General features: G+C 56.1%; 10 protein-coding genes and 2 pseudogenes. 4 read left to right on the top strand and 8 right to left on the bottom strand.

Features of this window, described 5'->3' with window-relative positions; genetic code table 11:
• Positions 1-24: 24 nt before the first annotated feature.
• A pseudogene (locus KE531_11440) lies at positions 25-663 on the bottom strand (BclA protein).
• A 306-nt stretch (positions 664-969) separates the two neighbouring features.
• On the opposite strand from KE531_11440, the gene KE531_11435 reads away from it, so the two are divergent.
• The 3 genes from KE531_11435 to KE531_11425 all read left to right on the top strand — a co-directional run bounded on the left by KE531_11435 (position 970) and on the right by KE531_11425 (position 3,981).
• The gene (locus KE531_11435) at positions 970-1,968 is read left to right on the top strand and encodes a GGDEF domain-containing protein (protein MBR9954212.1); all 999 of its coding nucleotides are present in this window, start codon (positions 970-972) and stop codon (positions 1,966-1,968) included.
• A 117-nt stretch (positions 1,969-2,085) separates the two neighbouring features.
• Positions 2,086-2,316 carry a hypothetical protein gene (locus tag KE531_11430; GenBank protein MBR9954211.1) on the top strand — a complete coding sequence of 77 codons (231 nt, stop codon included), beginning with the start codon at positions 2,086-2,088 and terminating at the stop codon, positions 2,314-2,316.
• Between the two features lie 12 nt (positions 2,317-2,328).
• On the top strand, positions 2,329-3,981 hold the full coding sequence (locus tag KE531_11425) for a recombinase family protein (protein MBR9954210.1): 1,653 nt from the start codon (positions 2,329-2,331) through the stop codon (positions 3,979-3,981).
• Between the two features lie 21 nt (positions 3,982-4,002).
• On the opposite strand, the pseudogene KE531_11420 reads toward KE531_11425, so the two are convergent.
• Together KE531_11420 and KE531_11415 are read right to left on the bottom strand one after the other, a co-directional pair.
• Positions 4,003-4,680 (bottom strand): annotated as a pseudogene (locus tag KE531_11420) (collagen-like protein).
• 45 nt (positions 4,681-4,725) lie between these two features.
• Positions 4,726-5,817, bottom strand: a complete 1,092-nt coding sequence (locus tag KE531_11415; GenBank protein ID MBR9954209.1) for a glycosyltransferase family 2 protein — start codon at positions 5,815-5,817, stop codon at positions 4,726-4,728.
• Between the two features lie 138 nt (positions 5,818-5,955).
• Here KE531_11415 and KE531_11410 point away from each other — a divergent pair, with 138 nt between their 5' ends.
• Positions 5,956-6,897 carry a hydroxyacid dehydrogenase gene (locus KE531_11410; GenBank protein ID MBR9954208.1) on the top strand — a complete coding sequence of 314 codons (942 nt, stop codon included), beginning with the start codon at positions 5,956-5,958 and terminating at the stop codon, positions 6,895-6,897.
• Between the two features lie 62 nt (positions 6,898-6,959).
• On the opposite strand, the gene KE531_11405 is transcribed toward KE531_11410, so the two are convergent.
• The 5 genes from KE531_11405 to rpoC form a co-directional block, all read right to left on the bottom strand.
• The gene (locus KE531_11405; protein MBR9954207.1) at positions 6,960-8,045 is read right to left on the bottom strand and encodes a hypothetical protein; all 1,086 of its coding nucleotides are present in this window, start codon (positions 8,043-8,045) and stop codon (positions 6,960-6,962) included.
• A gap of 31 nt (positions 8,046-8,076) precedes the next feature.
• A complete protein-coding gene (locus KE531_11400; GenBank protein MBR9954206.1) occupies positions 8,077-8,385 on the bottom strand; it encodes a hypothetical protein in 309 nt (102 codons plus the stop codon).
• A 105-nt stretch (positions 8,386-8,490) separates the two neighbouring features.
• Positions 8,491-9,693, bottom strand: coding sequence for a diaminopropionate ammonia-lyase (locus KE531_11395; GenBank protein MBR9954205.1), 1,203 nt, complete (start codon positions 9,691-9,693; stop codon positions 8,491-8,493).
• A gap of 59 nt (positions 9,694-9,752) precedes the next feature.
• The gene (locus tag KE531_11390; GenBank protein MBR9954204.1) at positions 9,753-10,919 is read right to left on the bottom strand and encodes a cation transporter; all 1,167 of its coding nucleotides are present in this window, start codon (positions 10,917-10,919) and stop codon (positions 9,753-9,755) included.
• 96 nt (positions 10,920-11,015) lie between these two features.
• Positions 11,016-14,669, bottom strand: a complete 3,654-nt coding sequence (rpoC, locus tag KE531_11385; GenBank protein ID MBR9954203.1) for a DNA-directed RNA polymerase subunit beta' — start codon at positions 14,667-14,669, stop codon at positions 11,016-11,018.
• Between the last annotated feature and the right edge of the window lies 1 nt (position 14,670).

The following is a 14,670-nucleotide window of genomic DNA, read 5'->3' as shown; positions in this document are numbered from 1 at the left end:
TTCCCGGCCCTCTTTCGTATTTCCTTAGCTGAGCTTCGTCACCGCCACGGAAGTGTTGGTAAACGACAGGCCCGTTCCTACCATATTCAGGGTGATCGTCGCCGTACCGGTCACGCTGATGATGACAGTTGCCGCCAGGGTCGCCGTGTCCGAGGCGGCCGTAAGCGTCTCCGAGGTAACGCTGCCCGGGATTGCCGTGCCGTTTTCCTCAAGCTGGACGCTGGCCGTGCCGGCGCCGGTGGTATTCGTGGCGACAGTGGAGTAGGAAATCAGGTACACGCCGCTTTCCGTGATGTTGATGTCACTGGCGCCGCCGGTGTGGGTGATGGACGTTCCTTCCGTAAGCTGCGTAGTGTCAAGGGTCAGCGGGTCACCGTTGGACGCCGGGGACTGGCTCGGGACATTGGTCGCATACAGGGCGTCCATGGTCATGGTCGGGCCGGTGGGGCCTGTGGGGCCAGTGGCTCCCGCGGCTCCTGCTGCACCTGCCGGGCCGGTGGGGCCTGTCGGGCCTGCTGCTCCTGCCGTTCCTGCCGGGCCAGTCGGGCCGGTGGCGCCTGCTGCTCCTGCGGCTCCTGTGGCACCTGCCGGGCCAGTCGGGCCTGTGGCACCTGCTGCTCCCGCAGCTCCTGTCGCCCCTGCCGGGCCGGTCGGGCCGGTCGGTGCGTTTCAAACAGGAAACGAACAAGTTCCTATTACGTCAAAAAAGCATCTGAAGCAAAAATTCCGCGCCCAAAAGCCGTGTTTGTATGTACAAACCAGATTTTTTCCATTATAATAGGAATAGCAAATCACACAAACTTCCGCCCTTTGCCTTATCGTGAACCATCAGGCTTAAGGAGGTGTCAGCATGGCAAAAAGCTGCAAAAATTTTTTACCATTCCATACGAAATACAAAATGATTTCTGGCACCACACTCTGAAGAAAAACACCGCCTCCCTGTCCGTTGTCAGCCTTATGATCATCGGAATGGAGACCTACAACATTTTCCGGGTGCTGTTCCTGTCACGTTCCGGCCTTTCCTCTGTCAATAACCGGATTTATTTCGGCATGTACAGCGTCCTGTTTCTTTCTGCAATCCTGTTTCTCTTTCTGGAACGCGCCTCGCGGCACGGCTCTGTCAGACTCCAATGGGCGTTCCAGTATGGCTGTGTGCTGTTTTTCCTTCTGTGGAATGTGGGGCTCAATACATATGACCTGATGCAAAATCCGGATGCCGAAATTTTAGTTCTTGTCACCGCCTTTTGGGGACTGGCCATGTTCGTCCAGATGCCGGCTCTGTACAGCATATTCTGTTACAGCCTGGGCTATATCCTCTTTATAATTTTTGCCGGGCCCATATTAACGTCCGGAACAGTGCTCAACCTGACTTTCTCAACGCTTGCAGCGGCTGCCGTATCCATAACAAACTGCCGCCATGCGGTTGATATGCTTTTGCAGCACCGGGAGCTGGATCTCACGAACCAGCGCCTCCAGGAGCTTCTCCAGACAGATCCCCTCACCGGGATTCTCACAAAAGCCGCGTTCCAGGAACGCGCAGAGCTCAGTCTCTCTTCCTGCGGGCCGGAGCGGCCGCTTGTCATGTTCATCGCCGATTTCGACAAATTTAAGCTCATCAACGATCACTACGGCCATCCCTGCGGCGACTACGTGCTGGCGGAAATGGGGCGCATCCTGAAAGAAGTTTTCCCAAACGCCATTGGAATCGGCCGTCTTGGCGGAGATGAATTTGCCGCCGTTATGAATGCCGGTGTATTTTCCCCTGCGGAAGGCGCCGATCCTGTGAACCGCCATTTAAGCCGTCTCTCATGGAACGGAGAGCCCCTTGACGCCTGCTGCAGCATGGGCGTCTGCCGCCTCAGCCGTGCCGGTGTTTCCTACGGGCAGGCGTATAAAGAAGCAGACAGCGCCCTGTACACGGCAAAGAAAAAAGGCAGGGGCTCCTGCCATCTCTGCGAACTGACATAATCCCAGCCCCCCAACTGCGGCAGGCGCTTTAAGCCGGCCGCTTTTTTCGTCCATAAATCCAGCGGATAAGACAAGCCGGCTTTCGCATAAACATGTTGGGAAGGAGGCGTATTTTTTATGAATCATCAGCAGATTTTAACAAAAGACATGCCGGCAGATCTCAGCGGCCTTAAGCTGGATCCGGCCATTCCTCCCGGCCTGCGGGCCGCCTATATTCAAAATACGGCCGGCAGCCTCTCCCAGTTTCATGTCGGCGGCATCCTTGTTTCTCTGGAATTTACCGACGGTGCGCCGCCCCTCTCTGATGTTCTTGCAGAATTCCTGCACCGCAGGGGCTGCGGCCTGTAAAGGAGGCATTCCATGACACAGAGCATCCGGTCTTCCCCTGCATTTTTCGCGGCTGGACGCAGGACATGGAACATCGCCGTTTACATCCGCCTTTCCAGAGAGGACGCCCGCTCGCCGGCCGAATCCGAGAGCGTTGCCAACCAGAGAGCCATCATCGAAGAGCACATCGCCGCTTTCGACGACGGCGACGAATACCGGATCGCCGGGGAATACGTGGATGACGGGATTTCCGGCACCACCGACGACGGGCGGGACGGCTTCCAGCGGATGCTGTCCGACATCTTGTGCGGCCGCATCAACTGCGTAATCGTCAAGGATCTGGCGCGTTCCTTCCGCAATTACAGCGATCAGGGCTACTATCTGGACGACTGGTTCCCGCGGCATGGCGTGCGCTTTATCTCCCTGTACCATCAGCCTCTCGACAGCTACAAGGAGCCGCGGGGCATGCGGAACATCGCCGTCCCCATCCAGGGCGTGCTCAACGAAAACCACTGCGCCGAGACATCCGATAAGGTGCGCGAAGTCTTTGACATGAAGCGCCGGAACGGGGAACACATCGGCTCCTTTGCCGTTTACGGATACATCAAAGCCCCCGGCAACAAAAACGCACTTGTCATCGACAGGGAGGCAGCCGCCGTTGTCCGGGATATTTTTTCCATGTTTTTAAACGGCATGAGCAAAAATGCCATTGTCCGCAGCTTAAACGGCTGCGGCATTTTAAGCCCCTCCGCCTACAAAAAAGAACGATTGGGGTTAAAATACCAGAATCCCAGGGTCGATCCTGCGAAGCCGTCCCTATGGTGCCCGGCTTCCGTCACGGCGATCCTCAAAAACCGCATGTACTGCGGGGACATGGTGCAGGGGCGCTGCCGGATGAAGAGCTATAAAATCCACATCCAGGAAGCTGTCCCGCAGGAAGAATGGTATGTCGTTGAAAATACCCACGAGCCCATCATCAGCCGGGACACGTTCCAAAAAACCCAGAAACTCCTGTCCATGAACATCCGAACAGGCCCAGGGCAGAACCAGCCCTATCTGTTCAGCGGCTTATTAAAATGCGCCGACTGCGGCAGGGCCATGACCCGCAGCAAGGCAGGAAATGCCGTCTACTACTACTGCCGGACTTACAAAGACTGCTCCAAAAACGCATGCACCAAGCATACCATCCGCCACGACCGTCTGGAGGCTGCTGTCCTCTTTGCTGTCAGGCTCCAGATTTATCTGGCCGCCGGCTGTACAAAGCTTCTGGAACAGGCAGTCCTCGCCGCCCCCTCCAGTCACCGCACCGAAACGCTCACGGAAGCCTTAAACCAAAAGGAGCGGGAACTTTCAAAAATTGCCAGGTACAAACAGGCCATTTACCAGGACTGGAAAGACGGCGAGATCACCCGCGACGATTACCGCCAGATGAAAGAGGACTATGAACGGCAGGCCAAAGAGCTTTCAGGCGCCGTCGAAGGGCTCCGGAGCGAAATAGAAAAGCCAGAGGCCAGAGAAGATACAGAAAATCAGCTCTTTTCCTCTCTGCAAAGAAGCCAGAATATAGATTCCCTGACACGCGATATCCTGCTCGAACTGGTGGATCAGATCATCATCAGGGAAGGCGGCCGCATTACCATCGTTTTCCGCTTTTCCGACGGCCTGTCCGCGCAGAAACCTTCTTAAATACTTTCCTTTTTCCAACGCCCCGGTCGGGCCTTCCGGGCCGGTTGGGCCAGCCGGGCCTTCCGCACCAGTTGCACCTGTTGCTCCTGCCGGCCCCTGCGGGCCGGTCGGGCCTGCCGCACCTGCTGCTCCTGTGGCTCCCGTCGCGCCGGTAGCTCCCGTCGCTCCTGCCGGGCCCTGCGGGCCGGTCGGGCCGGTCGGGCCAGTAACCGTTACCAGATTAAAGTCCGGAGACGAGCCGGGCGTTCCCGTCGGGTTGCTCCTGTTTACCTGGTACAGTGCGCCGTTAAAGTACAGCATGGTGCCTGCCGCATACGGAGTCCCGGCAACGAACTCTGTGACATTGTTAAGGCCTGCACCTGCCGGGCCTGTGGGGCCAGTTGGGCCAATCGGGCCTGCCGGGCCGGTAGCGCCTGTTGCGCCGGTAGCTCCCGTTGCGCCTGCCGGGCCCTGCGGGCCCTGGATCCCCTGGATTCCCTGTGGCCCCTGCGGGCCGGTCGGGCCTGCCGCACCTGGGATTCCCTGCGGCCCCTGCGGGCCCGGAACTCCCATCGGGCCGGTCGGGCCTATGGGCCCCGGCGCTCCCATTGGGCCGGTTGGGCCGACGACGCAGCAGTCATTGCTCGGGCAGCAGCAGCCGTCCATATTGTCTCCGCAGTTATCGTTGCTTCCGCAACATCCTGGATATCTGAAAAACATCTTTAAAACTCCTGTTTTCTTTTACCCTATCATATGTCGCTCCTCTCAATTTTGTCCCTTCCCATTTTCGATTCCGGCCAGATAGTTTCTGTTGGCCGCACAGGTGCTGCTCCCCGGCTTCCTCTGCTCCGCCATCTCATTAAAAAAAGCCGCTTCCTCAAACCGTCCCAGCCGCATCATGCAGGCACAGAGCCCCAGATATGGCACATAACCGTAAAAATCCGTCTGGATGAACCCGCCCTCCGGCCAAGGGCCGGCAAAGGAAACGGCTCTCCAGTACCAGGACGCTGCCGCCGCATACTGCTTTGCAGCAAAGTGCCAGGCGCCCAGATCACAATAAAGCTCCGGCGTCGGCCAGGACACGAGAAAGGCCGAATACAGAGCTTCAAGGGCCTGCTTCCGGTCTCCCAGCCTGCAAAGGCAGTCCGCCTTATGCCTGCACGCATCCAGCCGCTCCGCCATGCCGCCGCCCCCGCCGGAAAGGAAACGGTCGAACTGTCTGACTGCATCATGGTACCGTTTATGGTAGTATAGCTCTTTCCCATAATAATAAAGCTCCCTCGGCTCAAACGGTTCCCCGGCCCGGCGCATGGCCTCAAAAATCCGAAGGTTCCTTCCGGGATCCGGAGATTTCATTTTATGATGCTCGATCCTGATATTTTCCTTTGTGATGCGGCCAAAGGGCTGGATTGCCTCGTGGACACGCCCCCGCCATCTGGCGGCCGCACACCGTCTGATGATCCGCTCCCGGTAAAAAGAAAGTGTGGGATTTCCTGCCTCATCAAAAGCCACGTCATAAGGGAGCATGACAACGTCCGGCCGCTCCGTATCCAACCGCCCCTTAAGCTCCAAAAGCCGTTCCCGCTCCCTGTCCGGAACCACGTCGTCGGCATCCAGCCACATCAGATATTCCATACGCCCCTTGGAAAACGAAAAGTTCCGCGCAGCAGAAAAGTCCTCCTGCCACAAAAAATCATAGACCTGATCGGTAAATTCCCTGGCCGCAGCCTTTGTCCCGTCGCAGGAACCCGTATCGACTACGATGATCTCATCCACCGCCTGGCAGATGCTTGAAAGGCAGCGGGCGAGAACCTCCTCTTCATCCTTTGCAATCATGCAGAGACTGATGGCTGCCATATCCGGACTCCCGCTCTTCTTTCTATACTATATGCCGCGAAACCCTGGCCGCCCGGAAAATAATTCCCAAAATCCATTGAATGTTTCCGTAAAAAGGCTTAAAATGGAAACCAGATAAAAAAACAGGGGGTATCACCAATGAAACTTGTGATTATTGAGCCTTTGGGCGTAAATGACGAAAAACTTCTTTCCATGGCAAAGGACATGCTTCCGTCCGACCTGGAAATCCAGTATTATAATACCCGCGTCACCGACACGGAAACCCTGATTGAGCGCGGAAAAGACGCCGACATCATCGCGGTCTCCAACCTCCCGATGAACGCCGACGTCATAAACGGCTGCAAAAACTTAAAAATGCTCTCCGTGGCCTTCACCGGCGTCGACCACATCGCCATGGATGCCTGCAAAGCAAACCATGTCCTCGTGAGCAACTGCGCCGGCTACTCCACCGCAGCCGTGGCCGACCTGGTATTCGGCATGGTAATCGCGCTGTACCGCCGGATGGTTGCCTGCAACGACGTTGTGAGAAAGGGCGGCACAAAAGACGGCCTTGTCGGATTTGAGCTGGAGGGCAAAAAATTCGGCGTCATCGGAACCGGCGCCATCGGCCTGCGCGTGGCCGAAATTGCAAAAGCCTTCGGCTGCGAGGTTCTCGCATACAGCCGCACCAAAAAGGACATTCCCGGCATCCGCTACGTGGATATGGACACGCTCCTTTCCGAGAGTGACATCGTCTCCGTCCACACGCCGTTAAACGACTCCACCTGCGGCCTCATCGGAAAAGATGAGCTTGCAAAGATGAAGACTTCCGCTATCTTAATCAACACGTCCCGCGGCCCCGTTGTCGACAGCCAGGCCCTGGCCGACGCGTTAAATGCCGGAGACCTGGCAGGCGCCGGCATCGACGTCTTTGAAATGGAACCGCCGGTACCGGAAAATCACCCGCTTCTTACGGCAAAGAACGTGATTGCGACGCCGCATGTGGCCTTTGCCACAAAAGAGGCCCTGGAAAAGCGCGCCGTCATCGTCTTCGACAATATTGACAAATGGATCAAGGGAACGCCGCAGAACGTCATGTAAGCGTTTTTTCGATATTAAAAAGGAGCATCCGCAGATGCTCCTTTTTTCCGTTCCATATTTTCTTACAGCGCCGGTGTCGTAACGTCCTCGTAGCCTTCCGTAGACGGAATTACGAAATCAACCGGCTGTCCCGGGTTGTTGTAAACCAGAGACATATCCAGCTTGCAGTTCAGGCTTTCCGACGCTCCGGTCTCCGGATCCGTAACGATCATATCCATATCCATATAGATCCGCTCACTGGTACAATATCCGCTCTCGTCAATGACGGCCTCGCCGTTTGTGATGTTGATCCGGTAATCGACGCTGCCGAGCAGGTCTTCCATTCCGGCCGTCCCCATCACCTGATTCAGATACGAATTGATTTCTTCCATACCGACCTCATAGGAGATGACAGTCTTTCCGCCCTCTGTCCGCATCTGCATATTTTCCATAAGATTTTCATCGACGTTGACCAGCTCCATGTTGCTCTGGGCATCCTCAAGGGCCTCCGCCATCGGCATGGCCTCTTTAACCTTCATGCCCATCATGTCGATATAATAGTAGCCGTCCGTGTAGAACATGGAATACGGCATCTCCATTCCCAGCATCGTCATATTGCCGTCTGACACGAATTCGATATCGCCGGTCTGGGCGCCTTTGAGCTTCAGGTTCATAACCATGTCCATGTTAATCGCAGTGTCCGCCTCGGACATGGACATTTTATAGACAACGGAGGCGTCCATGCTGTCGACCGCGTTCATCTTATCCTGGGCTGCGCGGTAAACGGACATGGGATCCGACATGTCTGCGGCCGGCTGTTCGGTCTCCTCCTGCACCGCTTCCGTCTGTTCCCCTGCGGGCGCCGTCACTTCCACGGCCTTCGTCTGAACCTTTCCGTTCACGATCCATGCGCCGTTTCCGTCCACCTCATAGCCGTCCACATAGCCATGCTCGCCGAGCATATAGCCGTCGGTTCCGAAATAATAGCACTCCGCAATGCCGTCCTGGTTTCCGTCGAGCCAGTACCAGCCGTTTTTCGCATAGCTCCCGTCGTCGTTCTCGTACCACCAGCCGTTCATATCATTATGCCACTGGCCGGCAAGTGCCGGGAATGACGCCGCCAGTGTCAGCGCAGCAGCCGACACGGCAATTTTTTTCCAAGCCTTCATATTTTGTCAATCCTCCTTAAAGAACGGCCAATTAAAGCGTGGAAGCATCGCGGGTCTGGACAGCCCCATTGATTGTCCAGGCGCCGTTGTCATCTACGGTATAGCCGTCTGCATAGCCATGGTCGTTTACCATGTAGCCGTCATGTCCGAAATAATAGCACTCGGCAATCCCGTCGCCGTTTCCGTCAAGCCAGTGCCAGCCGTCGTCCAGGTATCCGCCGTCGTCCGTTCCATACCACCAGCCGTTCATGTCGTAATTCCACTGGCCGGCAAAGGATGTGAATGCCATCGCAAGCGTCATCGGAATTGCAATCAGCAAAGCCTTGTTTAATTTTCTCATACAAATTCCTCCATTTCTTTTTTCTTAATGAATATGAAAATATTATAGAAGAATTTCTTAATTTTTTCAATAGATTTCTGCTGAATTTTCAAAAAATATGAACTTTTACGCGTTTTTTACAACCTGCGCGTAGTGCTCCGGATCCGTATCGCCCTCCGTGGAGAACATCAAAATCCGCGCCGATTTATCAAGCCCCATGGCCTTCCGGTACTCCGCGTATTCCGGCTTCGTGCAGAGGCTCATGATAAGCCCCAGGCCCACGGCTCCCGACTCGCCGGAAACAACAGGCGCATCGCTCCCCTCCGGATGGGCATAGGACTTCATCCCAAGCTCCGTCACCCAGTCGGGGCAGGAAACGTAAAACGATGCAAAATCTTTAAGAATCGGCCAGATGCAGAGGTTCACCTCGCCGCAGTTTAATCCGGCCATGACCGTCTGCGGGTTCCCGCCGATGGCGACCCGCTCTCCGGCCTTTGCAGATGCCATGACGCAGGCAGACTCATCGGCCTCGATGATGGCCGCCTTCGGGCACTTTTCTCCGAGGACATTGACAAAATATCCCAAAACGCCTCCGGCCATGGTGCCGACGCCTGCCTGGAGGAACACATGGGTCGGAAGCCCGGCGCCGGCCGCCTCCATCTGCTCAAGGGCCTCCTGGGCCATAGTCATATAGCCCTGGGCGATCAGGTTCGGGATCCTGGTGTAGCCGTCAAAGCCCGTATCCTGGACGAAATAATAGCCGTTCTCCCTCGCAAACTGATAGGCATACCGCACCGTATCGTCGTAGTTCCAGTCCGTCACCGTCACCTTCGTCTCGCCGATGGCCGCGATGGCGTCTACCCGGCACTGCCTGGAGCCCTTTGGCATGAACACGAACGCACGCCCGCCCGCCTTATAAGCCGACCAGGCCACGCCTTTCCCGTGGTTCCCGTCGGTGGCCGTCACAAAGACCTTCCCCTTTCCGCCGGGAAACGCCGGATGCACCGTCCCGCCCTCATCGGAAACAGCCTCGGCGCAGAACATGTCTCCCGCTTCCCCGGCGTCTTCTTCCAGCAGGCAGTGGATCGCATAGGACGCGCCAAGCGCCTTAAAAGCCTTGAGCCCGAACCGCTTCGACTCGTCCTTTACATAAATCCCGCCGACGCCAAGCTTTTTCGCCATGGAATCCAGAGAAACAAGCGGCGTCTGTTCATACTCAGAAAGCGACTTATGAAACGCCCGGACTTTGTCCCCCTCGGCCTTAGTCAGGAACTCCGGCGCCTCGCCGCCTTTTCTCTCCCCCTGATACATTGTGATTGTCTCATTCATGCCAATTCCCTCCATACCTTTTTATTTGCCTGGGAAACGCGGATAAAACCGCCGCCTCCCTAAACGTAAGACTGTTCCACCTGGACGACGGCAAAATAATTTTCCCATGTCTCGTCCACCAGCCGTTCAATCCCCTCTCTCACCTCGTCGTTGCTCAGAGGAAAGCCGAAGGGCACAACGGCGTCAAAAATCAGGTTCGTGTGGGTCGGCCCCTGCACCATGCGGAAATCATGGATGGAAATCTCCGGGTACCGCTCCTTTAACCGGTTTACCAGCACGGCCTTCGTCTCCTCCACGGTCTTATTGTTGACCTCGATGGGATCCATATGGATCACCGACTCACAGCCTAACTTCTGGTTCAGCTCCTTTTCAATCCTGTCGATGACATCATGGATCTCAAAAATATCGCAGTCGCCCGACACCTCGCCGTGGAGCGAAATCATCCGTCTTCCAGGGCCATAATCGTGGACAACCAGGTCGTGAATCCCCAAAATTTCCGGATGGGCCATGACCGTGCTCTTAATCTCCTCCACGAACTCGGCCGACGGCGGCTCGCCAAGAAGCGGGTTCAACGTGTCCCTTGCCGCACTGTATCCGGCATAAAGGACAAACCCGGCTACGAGAAGGCCGCACCAGCCGTCGATATTCTTCCCTGTCACATACGTTACGCCCATGGAAAGCAGCACGGCAGTCGTCGCCGCAGAATCGCTTAAGCTGTCCATGGCCGTCGCCTTCATGGCCTCCGATCCGATTTTCTTTCCGATGGAACGGTTGTATAAACACATGTAAAGCTTCACAGCGATGGACGCCACAAGAATCGCCATGGAAAGCGTCCCGGCCGCCACCGGCTCGGGGTGCAGGATCTTTTCCACCGAGCTTTTAAACAGCTCGGCTCCCATGAGAATGATAATCATGGACACGCCGAAGCCGGATATGTACTCGATCCGCCCATGGCCAAAGGGATGGCCGGCATCCGCCTTCATCCCGGAAAACTTGAAGCCCACCAGCGTGATGAATGACGAACCGGCGTCGGAAAGGTTATTGAAAGCATCGGCCGTGATGGCGATGGAACCGCTGATGACACCGGCCAGATACTTTCCGGCAAACAGAAGGACGTTGAGCCCGATGCCCACCAGGCTGCAAAGCATCCCGTAGGCGCGCCGCACCTCGCCGTTTTCCGTCTGGTCCCTGTTTTTGATAAAGATACCTGATAATAATGTTATCATATCAAAATTCCTCTTGCAATGATTATTAGTCCGGACGAACCTTCCGGATATGCAGAAAGAGCCCCGTTTTCGGAACTCTTTCTGTATCGTTTCTGATTAAATTTCCTGGGTATCGTCCTCGTTTAAGATGATCTCCTCGGCTTCCCCGATGGGAGCGTCCTCAAGGGGCTCCTCGGAAAACTCCTGGATCTCCTCCGGCTCTTCCTCCACCTTGTCGTTTCCAAGGCGGATGTCGCGGTAGCGCTTCATACCCGTACCGGCCGGGATCAGCTTACCGATGATGACGTTCTCTTTCAAGCCGATCAGGTGGTCAACCTTGCCGTTGATGGCCGCCTCGGTCAGAACCTTGGTGGTCTCCTGGAAGGAAGCCGCCGATAAGAAGGAGTCGGTTGCCAGAGAGGCCTTCGTGATACCGAGCATCACCTGCTTGCCCTCTGCCGGCTTCTTGCCTTCTGCCTCCAGAGCTTCGTTCATCTCGTTGAACTCCAGCACATCCATGGATGTTCCCGGAAGGACATCGGAATCTCCGCTCTCCTCGATGCGGATCTTCTTTAACATCTGGCGCACAATCATCTCCACGTGCTTGTCGTTGATCTCAACGCCCTGGAGACGGTAGACACGCTGTACCTCGCGGATCATGTAATCCTGTACGGCGCGGACGCCCTTGATCTTTAAGAGGTCATGCGGGTTGATGCTTCCTTCTGTCAGCTCGTCGCCGGCCTCTAAAACCTGGCCGTCCTGAACCTTGATCCTGGATCCGTAGGGGATCAGGTAGGTCTTGGAGTTGCCAGTCTCGTTGTCGGTCACGATAATCTCGCGCTTCTTCTTTGTATCCTTGATGGCAACTACGCCGCCGAACTCTGCGATGATCGCAAGTCCCTTCGGACGTCTTGCCTCGAAAAGCTCCTCGACACGCGGAAGACCCTGTGTGATATCGCCGCCGGCAACGCCGCCCGTATGGAAGGTACGCATGGTAAGCTGGGTACCCGGCTCACCGATGGACTGGGCTGCAATGATGCCGACTGCCTCGCCCACCTGAACCGGCTGGCCCGTCGCCATGTTGGCGCCGTAGCACTTGGCGCAGACACCGATGTGGCACTTGCACGTTAAGACGGTACGGATCTTCACGGAATCTCTTCCTAATTTCTGAAGCACTTCCATGACGGCATGGGCGCGCTTCGGCGTACACATGTGGTTCGCCTTCACAACCACCTCGCCCGTATCCGGGTCAACGATGGTCTCTGCGATATAGCGGCCTGTCAGACGCTCTTCCAGGCTCTCGATGGTCTCTTTTCCGTCCGCGAACGCCTTGATCTCCATGTACGGGATTTCCTTGCCCTCGCAGCAGTCGGTCTCACGGATGATGAGATCCTGGGAAACGTCAACGAGACGTCTCGTCAGATATCCGGAGTCGGCCGTACGGAGAGCCGTATCGGAAAGGCCTTTTCTGGCGCCGTGTGCGGAAATGAAGTACTCCAGTACGTCAAGACCTTCACGGAAGTTGGACTTGATCGGGAGCTCGATGGTGTGTCCCGTCGTATCTGCCATGAGGCCTCGCATACCGGCAAGCTGTTTGATCTGCTTATCGGAACCACGGGCTCCGGAGTCCGCCATCATGAAGATGTTGTTGTATTTGTCAAGACCTGTCAGAAGGTCATGGGTAAGCTGGTCGTCAGTCTCCTTCCAGGTGTCGATAACCTCTTTGTACCGCTCCTCCTCAGTGATGAGGCCGCGGCGGAAGTTCTTGGCAATCCGGTCAACGGTTGCCTCGGCGTCTGCAAGAAGCTGCTTCTTGGAAGCCGGAACGGTCATGTCGGAAATGGATACGGTCATGGCCGCTCTTGTGGAATATTTGTAGCCGATGGCCTTGATGTCGTCTAAGGTGATGGCCGTCTGGATGGCCCCGTGGGTGTTGATGACTTTCTCAAGGATCTGCTTTAACTGTTTTTTCTTTACGAGGAAGTCGATTTCCGGCTTTAACTCGTTGCCCGGGATGGAACGATCCACAAAGCCGAGATCCTGCGGAATGATCTCATTGAACAGGATACGGCCGACGGTGGTTTCCACAACGCCGGTCAGCGTCCGTCCGTCCGGCATGGTCTTCGTCACGCGCACCTTGATTCTTGCATGCAGCGTCACGACGCCGTTTTCATAGGCCAGAATCGCCTCATTGGGGCTCTTGAAGAACTTGCCTTCGCCTTCTGCGCCGGGACGGTCCTGGGTCAGGTAGTAGATACCGAGAACCATATCCTGAGACGGAACGGCAACGGGGCCGCCGTCCGACGGCTTTAACAGGTTGTTGGGCGAAAGTAAGAGGAACCGGCACTCCGCCTGGGCTTCTACGGAAAGCGGAAGGTGTACGGCCATCTGGTCGCCGTCGAAGTCGGCGTTGAAGGCGGTACAAACAAGCGGATGAAGCTTGATGGCCTTGCCTTCTACCAGGATCGGCTCGAAGGCCTGGATTCCAAGACGGTGCAGGGTAGGCGCACGGTTTAACATAACCGGGTGCTCCTTGATGACGTCTTCCAGCACATCCCAAACCTCGGGCTGGAGACGCTCCACCATCTTTTTCGCGTTTTTGATATTGTGGGCAGTCCCGTTTGCCACAAGCTCCTTCATAACGAAGGGCTTGAAAAGCTCGATGGCCATCTCCTTCGGGAGGCCGCACTGGTAAATCTTAAGCTCCGGCCCGACGACGATAACGGAACGTCCCGAGTAGTCAACACGTTTTCCGAGAAGGTTCTGACGGAAACGTCCCTGTTTTCCCTTTAACATGTCGGAAAGGGACTTTAAGGCACGGTTTCCGGGGCCCGTTACGGGGCGCCCTCTCCTGCCGTTGTCGATCAGGGCGTCAACGGCCTCCTGGAGCATTCTCTTCTCGTTTCTTACGATGATATCCGGCGCGCCAAGCTCAAGGAGCCTTGCGAGACGGTTGTTTCTGTTGATGATTCTTCTGTAAAGGTCATTTAAGTCGGATGTTGCGAAACGGCCGCCGTCAAGCTGTACCATCGGGCGGAGATCCGGCGGGATTACCGGGATCACGTTCATAATCATCCACTCCGGCTTGTTTCCGGAATTGCGGAAGGCCTCAACCACCTCGAGGCGCTTGATGATGCGCGCCCGCTTCTGGCCGGTGGAATCTGCCAAAGCTTTTCTTAAATCCTCGGAATCTTTTTCCAGGTCGATGGCCTGCAAAAGCTCCTGGATGGCCTCGGCGCCCATTCCTACGCGGAAGGTGCCGTAGCCGTATTTCTCAACGGCATCACGGTACTCTTTCTCGGAGAGCACCTGCTTTAACTGAAGGCCGGTCGTTCCGGCATCCAGTACGATATACGATGCAAAGTAAAGGACTTTCTCCAGGACTCTCGGGGAGATATCGAGAATCAGGCCCATACGGCTCGGGATCCCCTTAAAGTACCAGATATGGGAGACCGGGGCGGCCAGAGCAATGTGTCCGATACGCTCGCGGCGCACGCTTGCCTTCGTCACCTCGACGCCGCAGCGGTCGCAGATAACGCCCTTGTATCTGATCTTCTTATATTTCCCGCAGTGACACTCCCAGTCCTTGCTCGGTCCGAAGATCCGCTCGCAGAACAGGCCGTCCTTTTCCGGCTTTAACGTCCTGTAATTGATGGTTTCCGGCTTTTTAACCTCGCCGTGGGACCATTCCAGGATCTTTTCCGGAGAAGCAAGTCCGATGCGGATCGCGTCAAATGTCATCGGCTGATAAGTTTCATTTGTCTCAGGCATG

Source organism: Eubacteriaceae bacterium Marseille-Q4139 (genome assembly GCA_018223415.1).
Lineage (GTDB): Bacteria > Bacillota > Clostridia > Lachnospirales > Lachnospiraceae > CABSIM01.
This window is presented reverse-complemented; position numbering and strand designations above follow the sequence as displayed.

Coding starts and splice junctions, on each gene's coding strand:
- KE531_11435 (MBR9954212.1), top strand. CDS start 970: ATGGAGACCTACAACATTTTCCGGGTGCTGTTCCTGTCACGTTCCGGC.
- KE531_11415 (MBR9954209.1), bottom strand. CDS start 5,817: ATGGCAGCCATCAGTCTCTGCATGATTGCAAAGGATGAAGAGGAGGTT.
- KE531_11410 (MBR9954208.1), top strand. CDS start 5,956: ATGAAACTTGTGATTATTGAGCCTTTGGGCGTAAATGACGAAAAACTT.
- KE531_11405 (MBR9954207.1), bottom strand. CDS start 8,045: ATGAAGGCTTGGAAAAAAATTGCCGTGTCGGCTGCTGCGCTGACACTG.
- KE531_11400 (MBR9954206.1), bottom strand. CDS start 8,385: ATGAGAAAATTAAACAAGGCTTTGCTGATTGCAATTCCGATGACGCTT.
- KE531_11430 (MBR9954211.1), top strand. CDS start 2,086: ATGAATCATCAGCAGATTTTAACAAAAGACATGCCGGCAGATCTCAGC.
- KE531_11395 (MBR9954205.1), bottom strand. CDS start 9,693: ATGAATGAGACAATCACAATGTATCAGGGGGAGAGAAAAGGCGGCGAG.
- KE531_11390 (MBR9954204.1), bottom strand. CDS start 10,919: ATGATAACATTATTATCAGGTATCTTTATCAAAAACAGGGACCAGACG.
- KE531_11425 (MBR9954210.1), top strand. CDS start 2,329: ATGACACAGAGCATCCGGTCTTCCCCTGCATTTTTCGCGGCTGGACGC.
- rpoC (MBR9954203.1), bottom strand. CDS start 14,669: ATGCCTGAGACAAATGAAACTTATCAGCCGATGACATTTGACGCGATC.